The sequence below is a fragment of the Flavobacterium luteolum genome, assembly GCF_027111275.1.
GTDB lineage: Bacteria > Bacteroidota > Bacteroidia > Flavobacteriales > Flavobacteriaceae > Flavobacterium > Flavobacterium luteolum.
In genome coordinates this window covers 4,772,267-4,791,761 of sequence record NZ_CP114286.1, presented here as the reverse complement: position 1 = coordinate 4,791,761, position 19,495 = coordinate 4,772,267, and the positions used below count along the sequence as shown (strand labels likewise).

13 protein-coding genes and 1 tRNA gene are annotated in these 19,495 nt (G+C 36.0%); 8 read left to right on the top strand and 6 right to left on the bottom strand.

What is annotated here, in order from left to right:
* Nucleotides 1–193 precede the first annotated feature (193 nt).
* Entirely contained in the window at nt 194–1,477 is a 1,284-nt protein-coding gene (locus tag OZP10_RS20355) for a hypothetical protein (protein WP_281632502.1), read from the top strand.
* A gap of 32 nt (nt 1,478–1,509) precedes the next feature.
* Here the strand turns inward: OZP10_RS20355 and OZP10_RS20350 are convergent, their stop codons facing one another.
* The 3 genes from OZP10_RS20350 to OZP10_RS20340 all read right to left on the bottom strand — a co-directional run bounded on the left by OZP10_RS20350 (nt 1,510) and on the right by OZP10_RS20340 (nt 4,078).
* Nucleotides 1,510–1,851, bottom strand: coding sequence for a hypothetical protein (locus tag OZP10_RS20350; protein WP_281632501.1), 342 nt, complete (start codon nt 1,849–1,851; stop codon nt 1,510–1,512).
* Nucleotides 1,852–1,984: 133 nt separating this feature from the next.
* Entirely contained in the window at nt 1,985–3,676 is a 1,692-nt protein-coding gene (locus tag OZP10_RS20345) for a hypothetical protein (protein ID WP_281632500.1), read from the bottom strand.
* Nucleotides 3,677–3,733: 57 nt separating this feature from the next.
* The gene (locus OZP10_RS20340; RefSeq protein WP_281632499.1) at nt 3,734–4,078 is read right to left on the bottom strand and encodes a hypothetical protein; all 345 of its coding nucleotides are present in this window, start codon (nt 4,076–4,078) and stop codon (nt 3,734–3,736) included.
* 230 nt (nt 4,079–4,308) lie between these two features.
* Here OZP10_RS20340 and OZP10_RS20335 point away from each other — a divergent pair, with 230 nt between their 5' ends.
* Nucleotides 4,309–5,292: a phage exclusion protein Lit family protein gene (locus OZP10_RS20335; RefSeq protein WP_281632498.1), complete on the top strand. Its 984-nt coding sequence runs from the start codon at nt 4,309–4,311 to the stop codon at nt 5,290–5,292.
* Between the two features lie 182 nt (nt 5,293–5,474).
* Here OZP10_RS20335 and OZP10_RS20330 read toward each other — a convergent pair whose 3' ends face one another.
* The 3 genes from OZP10_RS20330 to OZP10_RS20320 all read right to left on the bottom strand — a co-directional run bounded on the left by OZP10_RS20330 (nt 5,475) and on the right by OZP10_RS20320 (nt 12,532).
* Nucleotides 5,475–6,500 (bottom strand): hypothetical protein, encoded by a 1,026-nt coding sequence (locus OZP10_RS20330; protein ID WP_281632497.1) that lies wholly within the window; start codon nt 6,498–6,500, stop codon nt 5,475–5,477.
* Nucleotides 6,493–8,667 carry an AAA family ATPase gene (locus tag OZP10_RS20325; protein WP_281632496.1) on the bottom strand — a complete coding sequence of 725 codons (2,175 nt, stop codon included), beginning with the start codon at nt 8,665–8,667 and terminating at the stop codon, nt 6,493–6,495. Before OZP10_RS20325 ends, OZP10_RS20330 begins: the two co-directional genes overlap by 8 nt.
* 130 nt (nt 8,668–8,797) lie before the next feature.
* On the bottom strand, nt 8,798–12,532 hold the full coding sequence (locus tag OZP10_RS20320; RefSeq protein ID WP_281632495.1) for a YecA family protein: 3,735 nt from the start codon (nt 12,530–12,532) through the stop codon (nt 8,798–8,800).
* 252 nt (nt 12,533–12,784) lie between these two features.
* On the opposite strand from OZP10_RS20320, the gene OZP10_RS20315 reads away from it, so the two are divergent.
* The 6 genes from OZP10_RS20315 (at nt 12,785) to OZP10_RS20290 (ending at nt 19,494) form a co-directional block, all read left to right on the top strand.
* Nucleotides 12,785–12,865, top strand: a tRNA-Ile gene (locus OZP10_RS20315).
* Between the two features lie 55 nt (nt 12,866–12,920).
* The gene (locus tag OZP10_RS20310; protein WP_281632494.1) at nt 12,921–13,874 is read left to right on the top strand and encodes a hypothetical protein; all 954 of its coding nucleotides are present in this window, start codon (nt 12,921–12,923) and stop codon (nt 13,872–13,874) included.
* Between the two features lie 96 nt (nt 13,875–13,970).
* Nucleotides 13,971–14,972 (top strand): AlbA family DNA-binding domain-containing protein, encoded by a 1,002-nt coding sequence (locus OZP10_RS20305; protein ID WP_281632493.1) that lies wholly within the window; start codon nt 13,971–13,973, stop codon nt 14,970–14,972.
* Between the two features lie 43 nt (nt 14,973–15,015).
* A complete protein-coding gene (locus tag OZP10_RS20300) occupies nt 15,016–15,336 on the top strand; it encodes a hypothetical protein (RefSeq protein ID WP_281632492.1) in 321 nt (106 codons plus the stop codon).
* A gap of 269 nt (nt 15,337–15,605) precedes the next feature.
* A complete protein-coding gene (locus OZP10_RS20295) occupies nt 15,606–16,619 on the top strand; it encodes a hypothetical protein (protein ID WP_281632491.1) in 1,014 nt (337 codons plus the stop codon).
* Nucleotides 16,620–17,904: 1,285 nt separating this feature from the next.
* Nucleotides 17,905–19,494: a type I restriction-modification system subunit M gene (locus OZP10_RS20290; protein WP_281632490.1), complete on the top strand. Its 1,590-nt coding sequence runs from the start codon at nt 17,905–17,907 to the stop codon at nt 19,492–19,494.
* Nucleotide 19,495 lies beyond the last annotated feature (1 nt).

Here is a 19,495-nt window from a genome sequence, read left to right as displayed (position 1 = left end):
CATAGATTTTGAAAATGATATAACCAGCTGCTACGATACAATAACAAGTACAAATCAACGACAATGCAAAAGAATAGGAATTTGTATTAGAAGATATTCATAAGATTGGTCTTCAATATCAAAAATCCTTTTAAAATTTTAAAGTATTCAAGATTTTTAAGTATTTTCATACCTAATCTAAAATACGTGCACTATGGATGATAAAGGGCAGATAGGTGAAGACTTTGTAAACAATTTGGCATACAAATCGTTTCTTAAATACTGGTGCTACCCAGGTCCCAAATATGAGAATGGTGACAAAAAGGAAATCTGCGATCTAATGATTATATTCAATTCCGTACTGATTGTCATCTCGGTTAAAAACTACGAATTTAAGGGAAACCATTTCAGGTATTTCAACAATACAATTGAAAAGGCAGTCAAGCAAATCCATGGTGCATGCCGCACATTATTCAGTGCAACCGAAGTGCAAATAAAACACCCCGATAAGAAAATAGAAACCTTTCCTAGAGAGCAGATAAATAAAGTCTTCAGAATTGTGATAAATCTTGGGGATGGCGTAAAGTTTTATCCCTTTAACCAGACCACAAAAAATGATGATTATGTGACTCTTTTTGATAGAGATTCATTTGAAACAATTATTGGTCAGCTGGATACAATTCCCGATTTTATAGATTATCTTGAAAAAAGAGAGAGACTTTTTAAGGGTAAGACAACTATAATCATGCCTGGCGACGAATATGATTTTCCTGTTGAAACTCAGAAGGAATTCTTTAAGCTCCATGAGCAGCTGACACAAAACTACATCCTGATTTCAGGCACCGAAAAAGATCTCTTATCGCACTTTTTCAAAAATACGAGAAACTTTCCGCAGGCTCTCAATGAGGATGCAAACGGGATTTTTCTTCAAATAGATGGAGACTGGGATTCCTTCGCAACCAAGCAGGAAGTAAAAAATAAAGCAAAAGCAGACAGAGCCAGTTATTTCATAGACGGGTTTGTCCAGAATGAAATACTAAAAGATGAACTGTTGCAGAATATAACTACGATGAGACTGGGTCTTGCCAAAGCGTTGCTGTCATTTGATAGGTTGACTAGACGCTCCATTGCCAACAGTTATTTCGAATTCTATAATCGCTATAAAGATTCCACAGGGCTTTTTTTTGGAAGGCGATTTGGCGATTATGACGGTGTTGGAGTTCTGCTTACTTTTTATACCGATCAGATGGATTTTGAGATGATAAATGACCTAAACAATCTCGCAATAGAAAGCTGCAATCTCTTTTCAGGCTACAAAAGCAAGTCAATGATCCTAATTTCGGCCAACAGCAGCCACAGGTTCCTATTTGCCTACATCGATAAATTGGAAAAGTACACACCGCAGCATGAAGAAATGATCAGACAGGATGTTAAGAAATTGGGCTGGTTTACCAAACACACCTTTCTTCAAGGAACCGAAAACGAGTTTCCAAAATGAAACCTATATGGAAATTAGCAAGTAACAGAGGATTATTGTTTTGCATACATCACCAGACAGCGGTTAGCATGAATCGTGGCTGCTCTGCCAAAATCGTTATATCCGCCGCCCCATCCTCCATCAAAGCTACGGAATATCTCGAAGCGCTCATACCATTCCGGATTCTGGTTTATAATTGCATATATCTCTTTTAAAAAATCATCTTCAAATCTTTCCAAAAGCTCTTCTGTCTGAGTTTCGGTTTCAACCCCCTCTGGCTGGTAATAGATGTCAAATGCCCTAGCCCTACCTTTTAACATCTGGTCTAGCAGTTCCTTATTCAGATAACTTAAAACGAACTTGTGCCCTTCTACAAAAAATTCTTTCTGATTCATAACAGTTGTATTAAATATTTTGATAATCACCTAAACAAATATAATAAAAAACTATTGTAAACTAAAAAATAATAAAAAATATTTATTTTTATGAATTTTTGTTTGTTAAATATTACGAAACGTCCACGTTTACTTAAGCCTTTCCATACTTTCTAAATGAAGCAATCGTTTGATAAATTCCGTAACTGATAAAAATCCTTCCAAACCAGATAACTAATTGCGTAATCCAGCTCTCATTATAATAGCTTTCAACTTGGAGTTTAGGAAATGAAGTAATAAATAAAACATAATCTTGATAACAGCCACCCGTTGTAAAACGAATGCCTAAGGTATTTAAATACAATATAAAAAATAGTAATCCAATTGCTAATGTAAAAATTATTCCCTGAAACCAGCTTCTGCCATTATTGTTTGAAATTAAATTGAAAAACAGAAGAAAACTGTCAAAACTGAGCTTTTTACTTAAAAGCAATTTCCTGTGTTCCAGGGACTCAAATTTATTTGCGCTGTCAATATCTCCTTTAAGTCTCGCATTCTTTTTTAGCTGGTTATATACATTCTTTAAATTATGGTTTTTTGAAGACTTGTCTGTAATTCCATAACCGGTTATTGGAAACTTGCTTGCTGCCAATATTTTTTTTGGAAAGCGGTTAAAGCTTGCGCCGTCAATATTGCTGTTCGCTATGATAATCTCACCGAAAACATTTATGTCTGAATTTAGAAAATTTAAATTTCCCGATATGGAATCCTGAATTACAAAATGTTGTCCCGATTTTATATTCAAAAAAGAAAGAGATCCAGTGTTTTGAAATTCAGACAAATAAAATGAAGAAATATCTAAATCCTTTAAGAAAATGTTGGCAAGATTAATGCCGAAGAAAGTAAAATCAGCAAAAGATTTTTCAAATATTATTGTCCCTTTATTTACTCCTGACATTCCAATCATCACTAAATTTGACTTATCCTCCGTAAAATTATTTACATTGAGTACCTCCAGATAATTGCAGTTCGATGTATCAAACCTCTTAATTTTTCTGATATTGATCGTTATGTCCTTATCAAAAGTGCAGGAATGCAGTGTAAGATCCTGTATCTCTAACTTTCTAGGTATATTACTTAAATAATCTACATCATTTATTAGAACCAGGCCTTTAAACAAACTCCTATAAAAACTCACATGTTCAAATATGCCTTTTTCAAAATCTATTCTATTACTGAATACGCAAGTATCTAAATACAGATTTTTTATTTGAAATTTACCACTGAAAAGCACTTTCTTTTTAAACTCGCCCTCAAAAAAAACGGAATCATAAGTGCCGCCTTTAAAAGATATCATCGAAAAGTTTGCAGAGCATTCTATCCTGGTTTTCTTAAAAACATTTAGATCCCTAAAATTAATTGAAGATCCCCTATGTGAATAAATGCTGTTCACATTGTTTAGCAGCATTTCTTCTGCGGTACTTTTTATAAAACTAATCTCTTCGTAATCGCCATTGATTTCAATCCTATTTCCGTTTAATTCTCGCAAGAATATATTGGATGATTCATTTGCAACAATATCTATATGATTTGCATTACACTTGTAAAAACTTATTGAATAAAAAATAGACTTGCCAATGTATAAACCTTTATCGAAGTGACAGTCGTTAAAGCTAAATCCTCGACTTTTAAAGTTTTCAAAACTAGCAAACTCTTTGAATGTGCAATTATTAAATGTAATGTCTTTCTCTCTTTCGAAATCATGTTCTATTAAAATTTCATTAAAGGTCCTATTTTCTATTAGAATATGTCCGGACGGAAAGCTGTCAAAAATTGAATCTGCCATTTTACTAATTTGAAAAAAATTAAGCTTTTGAATGTGCTAAAATAATAATCTATTTTGCTATTTAAATAAATTTTCTGTTTCGCCTATGTACGCTTCGGGAATTGGAAGCCTGAAATCCTCCTTGCTCTGCCCGAGTTCATCATCAGCCAGAAGGCTGATGATTTCAGACAAGTCTTCCGCTCCTGCAGTCCTAAATATTAGATTCATATTATTTTTATTGATATAAATTTTAAGTTGTAATGCTTCTCCTTGTACCCCCTGCGCTTTCCTGCTTTTCCATTCCATTCTACTGAGCATGATTATTAGCTTCTCGGAATTACCCATTATTTCATTCCTGATGATATGGTCATACTCCTTCTGGGTCAGTACATCCTGGCCCTCATAGATCCCTCTGTTTTTCAATTGTCTCAGTATTATAGAAGCAACCAGATATTTAGTCACAGTTACTTCTGCACGACAAAAAAGATGTGGAAATTATTCCTATATTCGCTACGAAAAGCTTTGTAATGCAAAAAAACAGCGAAAAAAAGATGGATTAGCGTCATTAAATGGCTGTTATAAATTAGTTGGCTGCGACCCCTAGCCGACTTCGAAAGTGCAAAACATAAAATCAACTTCTAAAAAATATAATCATGACATATATTCCAAAAGGGTTTCTACCAATAAATATTCTTGAAAGCGATATTATCGGCTGGATGGAAAATCACTCAACTGAGTATTTTGCATTTGTAAATTTTTTGGTGGCCAACCACGGTTTAAACAGAGGTATTGTATACCACATAAACGACAGGCCAATACTCTATGAGGCGTACGATCCCATCAATTATAAAATGAAATTAATTGCACAAACACCTCGTGTTATTAAGGACAGTTTTGGAACTAAGACCATTGAACTGCATGAAGTTTTTTTAGGTTATTTATGGAGCATATCATATGCCATGTGGGTTATTTATGACTATGCAATCATTACTCCCACACATTCAAACACATACAATGGAGCTGCAGATTTTTCAGCCGAACCGCAAAAAAGTGCAAGAGAATTGTTCCTTTATGGACTATCACTGATAAAAGAATATAAACCATGGCCTTCTGCTCTTCCCAGTCCGACAAATATAACTCCTGAAACAAAAGAATACATTGAGAAGACCAATGGCATATTTTTAAACGCAATCAGTTTTATATTAGCCCATGAATTGGCTCACGTGAGCCATAGACATCTTGACAATTTCTTGCCATATATTCCTGCTAATTATCCAGCAATCAAAGAAAGAGAGAAAGATGCCGACCAAACAGCCACAAACATTTTGAAAAAAAGCATCAATGGAAACAACACTGAATCCATGGTGGTTTTGGGTTCAATTATTGCGACAGCTTCATTACTGTATTTTGGCAAGGCAATTCAAAGCCCGACCCATCCAGATAAAGACGACAGAATGAAAACGGTTCTTGAAAATTACAATCTTAACGAATTAAGCCACATGTGGGGCATTGCCTCTTTGACTCTGCAGTTTTTCAATCAAAAAGAAAAATTCGGTTTTTCATTTTCACAACCTGAAAATTACAAAGACTTATTTTATAAATTCCTAGAAGAGTTTAAGCAACTGAAAAATATTTAACGACAACTCGTCTGGATAAACAGCCGTCACGAATTAAGAACTCTCAAAAAGAAATCAATTAAAAAAACATTATTTCCTTGTAAATAATGTTTTTTTTTTTTTAAATTTTAAATCCAACGGAACATATCAATCTGCATAACTGTACAATTTACAGGCAATAATTTCATGAAAACGCAAAAATCCTACAGATCCTTATTTTCGAATATATCTTTTTTAAGTTTTGCAAAAGGCCTCATATTAACGTTTTCATTCTCAAAATGGGTTTCAAAGACGATTCGATAGGAATCCTCAAAACCAATTCCATAGGTCCTGGATAATTCATGCATGTAGCGCTCGCCGAAAGCCAGCTTCTTATAAATTATATCCTTGACCAAATCGCCATGGCACTTGTCATAAATATCCTTGATGCCAAAAAACTCATGAGAACTGCGAAGTCTCGTTTCTGTGGCAGGATCACAGTTATATCTAAAACTAAGGGAAATTTCGTTTCCTGCACCATACAAAGAGGCAACATCTTTTGGAAAGCCATGAAACTTAAACGCTTCGGGATCATTAAGGGTATATGGATGAAACAGCGCCGATGAATCCCTGTTATTCTTGTAATGGGTATTGCATATTGTGCAGCTTGGTATAAGGTTGTAAAATGAAACTCCTAAAACCGGATGATCCGCCTGTGCATAAAAATGATCAAATTCGGGATAGACTCTTTTTTGAACCGAATTCCCGTTCTTCTGAATAAAATAGGTCTGATGGGTGGTGGTATAATTCCGATTGCAGTAAGGACAACATGAAATTCCAAGCTGACTGGCCAGTGTAAAGCCATTGTAAATTGTATCTTTATGTTCGCGAAATGCCTTGTAATTGAACAGCAATGGCAGTATATCCGCTGTGCGGCGAGTACCTTTGGCATTGGTATAGGAAATTACAGTTTGGTTATATGGACCATACTCACTGCTTTTGTCAAGCATATCCTGCGGCAAGCAGTTCAGAATATTCATGATTTCTTGCGGTGTTAGCAAATCTCGTAATGTTAGAAGATCGGCACGGTCAGCCTGTGGATCAGAATTCAAAATATCATCGGAAAGATACTTTTCAATCCTTTTTCCAACCCAGTGGAACATGCCTTTAAGCTCAGTTCCGCCCACTGTTCCACCATGAGAGTAAAGTTCGCAATGCTCATGGACTTTTCCAAAATTGATACTAAGCATTGTGTTTCTGTTCTAATTCAACTATAACTCTTTTAAGTCTCTCTATTTCGAGTTTATTGGCCTTCCTATCGTCTTTTACAAATTCAAGATACATTGATTTGAGTTTCTGCTTCACCAATGGCTCATCAATAAGCTCAATAATTTTTGTATAATACTCCTGCTCTTTTACTCTGGACTCGAATTGAGGAAATTCTATTTGTGTCTCTTCAAATAAAAACTCGGTTTTTACTGACTGTCGGGCCTCCTTTTGAAGCCAGCTTAGAACCAGATTAATTTTTTCCTTGGCAAAATTACCAACCAAGCCATCCTTTATAAAAAAGCTGTCTGCTAAAAGATCCGATATATTAGCCCCGAAGGATTTCTTTTTAAAGGGATCAAGCCTTGTAGAGAAACCACTATCATCATCTACATCAATATAGAGAATATTGTTTTTAGGAATATCAGAAAGAATAAAAGGAGAATGGGTCACTAAAATAATATTTATGGCCTTGATCATTTCCAATCCAAGCCTTCCAATACTTTTTCTTAAAAAATCGATATATTGTTTCTGGTATTCTGGATGAAAATATAATTCTATTTCTTCAAGTACCAGATTAATATGTTTGTACTGGACTTTATTATCTGAAACCGAATCAAGGTTGAATAGATGGTACAGTATCGAACTAACAGAATAGATAAGCTGCTTTTCTCCTGAGCTCAATCGCTCCAGTATGATATCCTTTGTCTGTTTCCCTTTAGTTGAACGAAGTATAATATCAATTTTAAATATAGGCGGCGTAACTAATTCAATTAGCCTTTTTTCGGATCCTGCCTCTGAAATCTTCTTTGAAAGATCTTCAATATTAATTGCTTTTTCTATTGGATAATTTATTGAATCAATTAAAAGGTAATTTAGGCTCTGCTTTAATTTAAAAGTGATGTGGCTATTGTCCCCGATTAGGTCTTCCAGCAATTTATAAGGGAATTCTCCTGCCAGCCTTAACTTACTTTTAGAAGGGCTAGAGATGGTTCCGTCTTTCTCTGTTTTGCAAAGTCCATGAACCTGCCTGAAAAAGTTAAAATAGTGTTTGTACTCTGTATATTTCTCCGATATGCTGATTATTTTATAGAGTATATAACTGCGTACCTCATTAAAGTAAGGCCTTTCTTTGTTAAGCTCTATTTTTGTACCTCCGCTGTAGATACGGAGAAGAAACTCTGGCACCTTGTCAGTCAGCCCAAGGATATCAAAAATTTGAAGTTCAATTTTATAAGGCCTATCTTTTCTTTTGTCATATCCATATTCGAAATATGTCTTTTCAGGTTTCAGCTTTAAAGAAAGATGATGCGCTTCAAGATTATCTCCAAACTTGCGGAAATCAGCTGCTCCCTGAACCGACGGGCGAAGCAGGTTGGTAAGAAGACGCTGGCGAAGCAGATCGTTTTCAGTATTAATATCAAAATTTCCATCAGTACGCATTGGATTCAATACCAAAGGTGTCTGATAGGAATCATTTTTATGGAAAAGTCTATCGAGCCAGCGCCCTACTTCCTTACTGTTATATGCATAATGAGAATAATTTACAACTTCATTATAAAATAAGTCCCGCAGCCCAAAAGAATTTTTATCACACAATACAAAAGAGCCATTTATCATTTTGAAAGCTTCAAAATTCCCCTCCTCACCCTTCATACCACCGGTACGAACCTTATAATAATCTAAAGCAGTCCCCAAATTTTCGCCATCTTTTAAACTTTGGCTGTCTTTTGCATTGAATTCATAATTGGGAACAGAAAAGTAAAACTCCGTATGAACACCTTCTACATATATCAAATTTGCAGTGATACTTTTATCAGGAGTTCCTGCGTCGTGGGAATTGAAAAGGAAATTAGTTGCAAAATTGTTTATTGACCAGAAAAAAAGCTCCATGAGGCTGCTTTTTCCACTGCCGTTTTTTCCAACAACCGCAGAAATGCTTATCTGAAGAGGCCCTACATCATAAAAATGGTCTGGTACCGACCCTGAAAGATGCTTAATCGCTGTTACAGAGCTGTCAATGTCTTTGCTGTTTTCAAAAACAAATTCATAATCATTATAGAGCGGATAAACTCTAAAAGGTTCCAAATTTTTTAAAAAAATATCTTCGCAGCCATCAAGTGGCCTGATGCCTAATAATCTAAAACTCATATATTATAAAGTAAACAATCAAAAACATTAAACTATTCTACTTGCACTGTCTCAGTCTTATCTAAATCACGTTATCAAGTGAAAGCTTTACCCAAAATAAATTCTTATTCTTCATCCCCCTCATCGCATATCAAAACAAAAGGCTAACACCTTCCCGCTTTAAATCGGGAAATGCCACAATTGGCATTGGAAGTTCTCCTGCGCGGATATAAGGAGTAGGTACTACTTGGGAAGAGATCATAAATGACTTTACAATGAGTTCGCCCTCAAACTTTACAAGTTTCTGAACCTGCCCCAAGTTTGCATTAAGCCACTCGTGACGTTCCAAATGTTTGTGTACCATCCCTTTTTTGCCGTCTCTTCCAAGATAACGGTCCATTTCGGTTTTCATCTCATGAATGTTTTTAGCCTGACTTGTATTCTTGCATTCCAGACTGAAAACTGTTCCCGAAGGTCTGTGAAACGCAAAAACATCCACATCTCCATAAGATTTCTGGGCATTAAGCGTCCCCCCCGGTTTTATAGTAACTTCGTACTCAATAACCTCAAAACCTTCCTGCTGTGCCGCCCAGTCATGTATAACATTTCTGAATTCAGTCCCTCTTTGATCGGCATATTCACTAATAAGCTTTGTAATTTGCTCTCCTCCATTCGTCAGCCTCGCGCCTCGCAATAGAAAGTCAAACTGGTACCTTGCAGCGGCAGCGCTTCTAAAACCCCATGACAGCATAGTGTCACCGGCGTCATTAAAATGCCTTACAAAAGGCCTTCTGGTCAGGCTGAATTCCCTGTTGTACTTCCAGGGAAACACCTCATTACTGGAATAGCCGTCAGTAGCTTTTAAAAAGGAATCGCGAGGAGATAGCACAAGTTTTTCGATTCCTGCCAGTGCCTCAGCATAAGGAATAGCCGCATCATTTACAAGTCGTTCAATAAAATCCGATTCACGCATAGTGATTACGGAAGATTCCTTTTCGATGCAAAAGTTTGATGCATAATATGTAATTTTATTCAGGCTGCTCCAGCTTACCTCCCAATCTGCTAGGAACGCTGCATCATGTCTATTTATATATTCCTGAACTTCTACTGGTATTTCACCTGCATCTGCAGGCTGGTAAATAGAAAACCGCCCTTCAAAATCTTCCAATTTGCTGTCGATGTCAGCTTTGGCATTCGCCAAACTGAAAGGCTCCATCTTTTCAGAAAAAAGATTTGAAACAAATCCAATTCTGCCTGAAGGCAGGATGCCTACCTCAGGATCATCCATATTAAAATGAATAGCATCGCTCATCATACCAAAAGAGGTTATCTCGTTCATGAGCGCAAGGAGTCTGTCCACGTCGTCCAGAGAAGGAATGAATAGTCCTTTTACAGGCTGTGCAGCAACGAACTCTATTAGATTGCGAAGCGATACCGACGTTCGCACCAGCATCCGTCCATCCTCACGTATTGCATCCAGCTTGCCCTGCTTATTTCCAAAGCAGATTAGCTGGGCAGGGATTATTGTTTTTTCATACTCCCTCTTTTGCACGATAGACTCATGAAGGTTCAGCAGCAGCTTAAGCAGTGCCGAATTTTCATACCTTGAAATTTCTTCCTTCAGTTTTTCAATAAGAACTATAGTGCCTACGTTGAAGAGCTGTTTTTTATCCTCACGGGAGGCAATTCGCTCCGGTATTTCCATACGCTCTGATATCCAAACAGGAAGCTGGTCCAAAAGCATTTCCATTTCCGCATCAGATAAAAGCAGTGGCATCATGAGCCATCTCCTATCAATCATAAGATTCTCCTGGGTATCAAAAAAAAGCATCATCTTAGCCTGGCCCAAAGGCACAAACTTATTAAGAATTTCCTCTATTGTGGAATCTTCAAGCGCAGCTCCCAAAAGACGGAAACTTTTTAATGTATGACGCATGAGTTCCCGCTCGCCTTCATTATCCGCGCCTGTAAAGGAGAGCATCGACGATCCCGGAATGCTGAAGGTAAGCACATTATCTGCGAAGGATGCCCCGTACTCCTGTTTTGGAACTTCCGAAAGCTCTTTGGAGGTCATTGAACTGAATAAGACCGGGTCAAGTTCTAGCTTTATTTCAATGGGCAGCTCCAAAAGCGGATCTAAAACGGATTCAAGTCCCGGCTTCATCTGGTCCAGCCAGAATGACAAGGCGTGGGTATAAAGTCGCACAATACCTGCCATAGCATAATCCTTAACCTGATAGCTGGTCATCCAGATAGGGGAACGGAAACTTTCCAATGACTCAATAAAATACCCTATATGACTGATTGGCTTGTAAATCGGAGCAAAATCCCCGCAAGATACCACAGGTAAAAATCCCAGCATTCCATTATTCAAGAAAGAAGACGCATGATAATTCTGTTTCATTTTGGATTCCCTTATAAGATCGCTTCCCTCGCCAGGAGGCACAGCAAGAAAGTCCGGCATTCTATCATCCGAAAAATAAAATCCTGAGCTTTTATGCTTATAGAGGCTGTACAATTCTACCGCACCCACCATAGTTTGTGTTTTGCTCTGAAATTTAGCCAATGCTTTTGCAAACTTCCATAAACTTTGCTTTTCCCAGTCTTCGCCTTTCGAAAGATTTAGAAAATCATGAACATTGAACGTCAGCCTGTATTCCCTATCCCGCGGCTTCATAAATCTTCCCATTCTGGTGCGCCCGCAGGAATCTGTAAGCTGTAGGGAAAGCATTTGGCAGTCCTGTCTGCTTTGATCATCTAAAATCAAATTTGCTGCCTTGCTCAGTCTATCATCCATTTTTGGCGGATGCATTTCAGATCCAATATTTACCAAGGCGTCTGGAATGCTCAGTGGAGTATCGAGAGTCACATATCCTAGCCTGTTGTAATCAAATGAGTAAATTGCTTCTTTAGGAGAATTGGCATCAGGGAAAACGTCCAATTTTATGTCTGTTTCTCTCCATTGCATCTCTGCACACGCAGCGCGGATATGCCTCCAAAGCTCTTGGCGATATGACTTTAAAAAAAGTTCCTGACATCCAAACTTTAAGGCTGTTCTAAGTATAAATTCATTTATGGCATTAAGCTGATTTGATATGAGGGTAAAATAATAGCGTCCGTTATGATGGGTTATGGGATAAAAAAGCAGCGGCATCATTGACGAGTCATCTGCGTCCAAAGAGGCATCACCGTCCAAAATAAACTGATTTATAATTTTGGGATTAACATGGATCTTACGGCAAAGTTCCTCCAGTTCCTGCTCAGAAATAGAAAAATCGGTCTGAAGACCACAAACCTCCATTCTGCCTCCTGATCTAATAGCTTCCATGTTTCCCCTTAGGCCTGCCTTATGTGCTAGCTTGTCTCCCAGCTCCAGTAGTAGACTGATTCCCTGATAGACCACATCGGTGAATTCCTGGGGGAACACAGTTCCTGAGTTAAAAATGACCTGGCTGAAACTAAGGAAGATGTCAGCAGCATGTGCTGCAATCCCTGGAAATGCTATATGGTTCCCATGGAAAAATACGACATTTTCGGTAAAAAGGTTCTCAGCAGGATCTTCCATTGAGTGGGCCGTATATTCCCTCTGCAATATTTTTCCAAGTGCTGCTTTGTCTCCCGGTTTGCCGTTGCCTAGGCTTTTGACCGCCAGCACTGCTATTTCTTCAATACGTATATTTTTTCCGTGATTTTCAGCCATAAGCTGCAAACCTATAATCTCGTTCATAACTGCATGTGAGTCATATTCCTTTACATAGGTTTCCATTTGTAATGGCCTATTTTGAGAGGCGGGAATATCCGCCAGTCTGTCAATATTGTGGCATCTTTTATTTTTTTTCCCGGATCCACAGGGACAAAGATCATTTCTTCCAATTTTTTGCGCCATACTATTTGATATAAAGCAGCAAGATACTAAGAGTTCCTGAGGATGCAATACGTAAAAAGACCTGAACTTTATCTTTAAAAAAATACAAATTTCCAGCTTTATTGTTCTATTTGTTTGCAGGTTTGAATAAGTTTGGAGCAACTTTACAAAAGAGCACGGAAAATCAGCATTTTAAAAATAGGAAATAAAAAAAATTGTAAGTAATATTGTAAAGCTTATCATTTCCGAAAAAAAATAAAATTAATTTTTTCCGGAGTTGACAGAGTGGTAATGTAGCCGATTGATACTCGGTAAAACCTTTGGGTTTCAAGGGTTCGAGTCCCTTACTCTCCACAAGAAAAGCCCTTCGGGGCTTTTCCCATTTTAATTCTTTATTAAACTCAAAGCAATGAATGTATATATTGATTTAAATATTTTTGATAGAATTGAAAAAAAAGAAAAATTAGAACCTGATGAAAGGACTATTTATACAGAGATCGAAAACTTGATTCTTGAAAAAAAAATCATTGTTCCCTATTCAAATGCTCATTTAAACGATTTATTCAGAGGTTATCAAAAAAATCCAGATTTTATTGATGGACATTTAAATTACATAAAAAAGCTAACCAGAGATCTTTGTATATGCCAGTATTGGGGAAGAAACGAAGCAACTTGGCATTTCAGAAAAATAGATGAATTCTTTGAAGATAAAAAAAATGAATGGCAATTCGAACCAGCTTCATTTCTTGAAGTGCTTTCATTTGACGAAATACCCAATGCACCTAATCTTGCAGAAATATATAAATTAATTCCACTTCCGCCTGAATTTAAAAAAGCATATTCAGCTGACCCAATGTTTGGGATCATGTATCCAAAATCAAGAATTGAAAACAATCAACTGTCATTGATGGAAGACATTTTTGATTTTCAAAGCAGATTAAAATCTGATTACAGCTTGTATAAGTCTTTTAAAGCATATCTAGTACAAGGCCTAACTAAACATAGAAATAATCCGCAAATGCTTAAATCCATAAAATCAAATTTCGAAGGTTTGCCGAAGCATTTGGATATATTTGAAATCTCCGAATTGTACGAGCCAAAATCAAAAACCAGCGAGAATAAAGCCTATTCAAAAATTATTGAAACGTTTTATAAGTATGACCTGCAAGGCTATAAAACAGACAGTAATTTTAATAATATGTTCGATGACGCACTACATACTTTTTACGCTTCGCACTGCGACTTTTTTATAACCAATGACCATAGATGCAAATACAAAGCTGAAAAGACATTTGAAAAATTGAAAATAAAAACTGTAGTAATTAAAGCTGAAGAATACGAAAAAATAAATATCTGCCAATAAAACCATTTTACTATTAGACATAGACATAAAATCTCGCGTCTTAAACGACAAATCTGATACAGGATCAGAAAGTTTTTAATTTAAAAAAGTAAGATTGTGCAAAAAGTTATCGAAATAATTAAATATGAAAGCGAAAGCCACAAAGTAGATTTCAAAAAAACAGAATATATTTTAGGGAAAGATGCTAAAAGGAATGAAATTCTCAAAGACTTTTCCGCATTTGCAAATCACTTGTCAGATGATGAAAAGTATATCATAATTGGTATAAAAGAAAATCAGGACAAAACAAAAACTATTTTTGGAGTTGAAAATCCAACTGATGAAGCGCAATATCGTCAGTTTATAAATGAAAACATTGAACCTGCAATAAATTTCGAATACCATCATCTCACTTTCAAGGGCAAAACCATTTCCTTTTTTAGGCTATATGCTAACTGTAACCGGCCATATTTGTTTAAAAAAGAAATGAAAAATCCAATTAATGACAAAACCGAATTTAAATATGGAGACGGATTTATCAAAGTCGGAACTTCGACAAACAAAATAGGAAGAAAAGAATTAGATGATATAATCCAGAGTAAGAAGAAATATATAAATCGCAAAGAAGACATCGATATCATTCCAAATGCCGGGAAACCTTCAAGCGCGGAAATGGATAGATGGGATGTAAATTATATTGATTTAAAATTGATCAATAAATCAAACAGATCAATCGATTTGGATGTTGAAATATTCATTAAAAAATCAGATCAATACACAATTATATTAGAAGAACATTTTTTGCGGAAAATAAAAAAAGTGGAAAATTCCCAAAAACCAAAAAACTATCTTTCGCCGATTAACTATTCTGACACTTTTGTTTTAGGCAACCTTAATATTAATGCAAAAGAGAATCAAACCGAATTTATTGTTCAGCTCAATCAATTAAAAAATAAGTTTGCTATCAATCTAAAACAAAATTCTGCTTGTGAGGATATTTTCGATCAATCGATTATTGTATTTGGAAACAAAGCTGAAATAATTGAAGCTAAAGTTATAATTAGAAGTGATGATTTTACAGATGGTGCATTCAGCAAAATCATATCTTTTAAAATGTAAAAATCATCACGCTATAATACGTCTCACTCATAAATAGATATATATGAAATTTTTCATTCCAATCATTGATTCAGATAAAGCGGAAAACTTTCTAGAAAATTCCATAATTCGTTTTATAGAATCTCAAGGATTTAACGTTAACAGAAACAAAAAAATCTATAGCATAACTTTCGAGCATAATGGAAGAACATTAACTGAAATGGTTGGACAAAACAGTCCTTCCAACAATGAGCCAGTGTTCGCTATTTTAGAAACTGAAGATCTATATCTAACTTGTACAACCCGCCGAGGAGTAACAGGCGGAGAACCTATGATAACTGGAAAACATGATGTCGCAGTATCGTACTTCGATAATGAAGACTGATAAATAAGCTCATCAAACCCTATCGTTTCCCATAATGAACTCCCTAAGTTCACCTGCCTCTTTGAGGACAAAAAATTCCATTACTCAAGGACCATAACAGGGCTTTCAGACCCCACGGGTGACCCGCAGTAAATCCAGTTGCTCCAGCGGATGGAAAAATGGCTCTCCCGCTACCATATGGACAAAGTAAACGGCTGAAATACTTTTGAATCTTTCATATCGCATAAAATCATAATTTTTTGCGGGGCTTTTTTTATATTGCAGAATATATGAACGATTTTAAATGCTACATTTACAGTAATTTAAAATATCCCATGGCCCGAAAGATATATTACAGCAGACCACTTAAATTCTTCTGGCAGGAGCTTTACGCCACCCAGAAAAAATTCACGCCATACTTTTCAAACGACCAGATATTCTCCATACTGCGCCGCAATATGCTGGCCGCTCCCGATACATCTTTTGAATTCCCAGAGATGAGAGGACTTATGGTGTCAGGGCTCGAGCTCTGGAGAAAGGATGCGGCAGGAGAGCTCATGCACCTTTTTTTTCTGGACCGCCAGCTTCGGAACTTTCTGCAGGAGACCGCGCTCTCGGACATGCAGGGCGTCAAACAGTTCCTTTATGAGAATGGACGCGACCATGAGGTGCTACGTCTGTACTCCAAAGAGAAGACCCGCCATGTAACCTACCAATTTGCCCTGCACCTGCCCTACGAGGCGGAGGGCTACGCCTTTTCTTTAAGCGTAGAAGAAGACGGAAGCGTGGAGCTGTATTTTTCACAAGGGCAGAACGGCGGGCGCATGGCCGACAGATTCTACACGGAAACCCTCAAAAGGAATGATCAGGTTGCACTGGAAGCCTCAAAAATGTTCCGCCTTGCCATCAATACCATCGCCTATATGAAATGTTTCCCGGACTGCGTGAAAGACGGCGTTCCCCATGATCTGCTGGAGAAAACCCAGCACAATAAGGCGGAGAACTTTACCATCGGCCTATCCGATAAAATACGTGATACCGAGAAATCAACGCTCTCCAAAATGCCTCATTTCAGAAAAGGCCATTTCCGCGTGCTGCATTCAGATTATTTTGCCAACAAAAAAGGACAGGTTGTTTTTGTTGCCGAAACTATGGTAAAAGGAAAAGCCAAGACCGTATCCACATCTCCTGATAAGGAAGATTTAGCAAAAGGCGGATCAGCTTTTTTAAAGAATATGAAGAAAAATCCTAGCCCCGATAGCAGTAAAAATCCTTCTGCGCCGGGGTTCGGCGCAAAAGATTGAAGCGGATAGCGGGATAAAGCTCCTAAAAAAATTATACAATAAAACCGGGATTCGGCTCAAAAAGATTACTTCACCAATTCTCTACCGCTCATGTGTAGCGCATAGCGCGAACAACTCCAATGAAAGGGATTACCTTAGTACCACGAAACCTAAATCGCATAAAGCAATTCATAGAGCCAAAGAAAGACAATCCTGCCTTAACTATAACAATCTTTTCAAATGCTCTATAATATTTGTAAATTTATATTAGTGTTATGCCATGAATCAATTGAGTTTTTTATAATTTTTGCATCAATCCCCAACGGGACATCTAAACCAAATTTGCAAAGCCAATGAAAGACAGACCACTACATATAGAAAGCCAATTTCTTCAAATCATCCAAAAATGATGTTGTAATTTGTCCTGTCCCCGTCACTTAAAAAATCCCTAAAGTATTGATTCTCAATGTTTAGGGATTTTTATTTTATACAATTAGTCCATATTTAGTCCATATTCTTAAAACACCTTGACAAAGGACCAATACGAGAGAACTCGTTTAAGCAATATTAGACAATAATAAAAATCTTCCTTTCTTCATCGTACCAATTTTACACTACTTCAATCCATTCGATTTTTTAATGTTATTTTATATCAAAAACACATACTAAAAACCAGAAATGACAGTCATTATAAGTAAAATTATAACATCTCTAAATCTTGCCTTTTTAATCATTTATTATTTTAAATATATTTCTTAAGGCTATATTTTCTCAAAAGACGCCAAATTTTCAAAAATGTAAAAAAACAAGACACAAAATTAAAATATAACTTTGTTTAGTACATTACTTACACACCTAATTAAAAATAATACATCTAATCAATTATTCATTATACTTTTATAACAGTATTAGCTTGAAATAACATTCATTTTTTATAGAATCAATTTAACTATAAAAAACAAACAACTCTAACAAATCTAAAAATCGGCACTATTGGAATTATCTTAACGAAACAAACTATCCGCTAAGATTCACCTTTTTTTAAAAACTGTTTGATTATGAAAAAAGATGAAACTTTTGAAGAAAAATATTCGTCAAAAACACCCCCGCCCTATTTTAATAAAGGATTTTCTTTCCCGCTTTCTTGCTCCATATAAGGGGTATTACCTTCATTCTAAATCTTTCTCATTTGTTTTTTTATTAAAACTCTAAATAATTAAAATAGAATTACGGTTTTGCTTATAAATAAAAATCATTTTTTCGATATCTTAGCAGATTACAATTTGTAATAATATTAAAATCTAGAATGTCAAAAAATACTATAAAAGCAGATATCAATTTTGAGCAAGAACTATGGAAAGCTGCAAATGAATTAAGGGGTGCTGTTGCTGAAAATCAATATAAAGACTATATTTTACCTCTAATCTTTCTAAAGCATATTTCCGAACGTTATGAAATTAGAAAAGAAGAATTACTGCATTTAGTTCAAGATAAAACTTCAGGTTACTATACCCAAAATCAAGACGAAATTAATTATGTATTGGAAGATACTGATGAGTATATTTCAAGAAATATTTATATTATTCCAAAAGAAGCTTCTTGGGAATACTTAAAAGATAATGCTGAGCAAGACAATATTAAAGTAATTATTGATGATGCTTTTGATATTTTAGATTCAACATTAGCAGAATTTAGACCCGATTTAAAAGGCATACTACCACGTCTTTTTGTGAAAAGTCAATTATCTCCACGACAAGTTGGTGGACTTATTAATTTACTTTCTAATCCAAAACTTTCTCAAAAGGAAAATCCTGAAAGCGATATTTTGGGACGTGTATATGAATACTACATTGGGAAATTTGCTATTGCGGAAGGATCTGGTGCTGGACAATTCTTTACCCCTGGCAGTATCGTTCGTTTGATGGTAGAAATGATTGAGCCTTATCAAGGAAAAATATTTGATGCAGCTTGTGGTTCCGGAGGCATGTTTGTCCAGTCTCTCAAATTTCTTGAATCTCATGGTGGCGATAAAAAAAATATCTCGATCTATGGGCAAGAACGCTATGATGGTACATTACGTTTATGCAAAATGAATCTTGCTTTACGTGATCTATCTTTTGATGTTCGTTTAGGTGATTCTTTACTTAATGACAAATTCCCTGATCTAAAAGCAGATTTTATTATTGTAAACCCACCTTTTAATGTAAGCCAGTGGCATCCCGAAGACCTCCCAGAAAATGACCCTCGCTTATTTGGACCAAAAGAAGAATTTACTACAGACGGAAGTGCAAATTATATGTGGATGCAAACTTTTTGGAGCCACTTGAGCGCTACCGGAACGGCATCTGTTGTAATGGCGAATGGAGCTATGACATCAAACAACAAAGGTGAAAAAAATGTACGTGAATTTATGATAAATAATAGTATGATAGACTGTATTGTACGTTTACCTGATAAACTGTTTTTAACTACAGGAATCCCTGCATGTATATTTATTTTGAGCAAAAATCGTGACGGAAAAGATGGTGTTCATAGAGAACGCAACAATGAAATTCTATTTATAGATACCAGTAAAATGGGAACTATGGAAAGTAGAAAATTACGTGTTTTTACTGATGCTGATATTGATAAAGTTGCAGAAACCTATCATGCATGGCGTAATATTAATAGCATTTATGAAAACAGTGATGGATATTCTTATAATGCAACCATCGAAGAAGTCAGAAAACAAGATTATAAACTCACACCTGGTATTTATGTGGGTACTGAAGAAGTTGAAGACGACGGTATTTTGTTTGATGATAAAATGAAATTCCTAAAAAAACAATTGGAAGAACAATTTGCTAAAGGAAATGAATTACAACAAAGGATTTTATCTAATTTCAATAAATTATAAT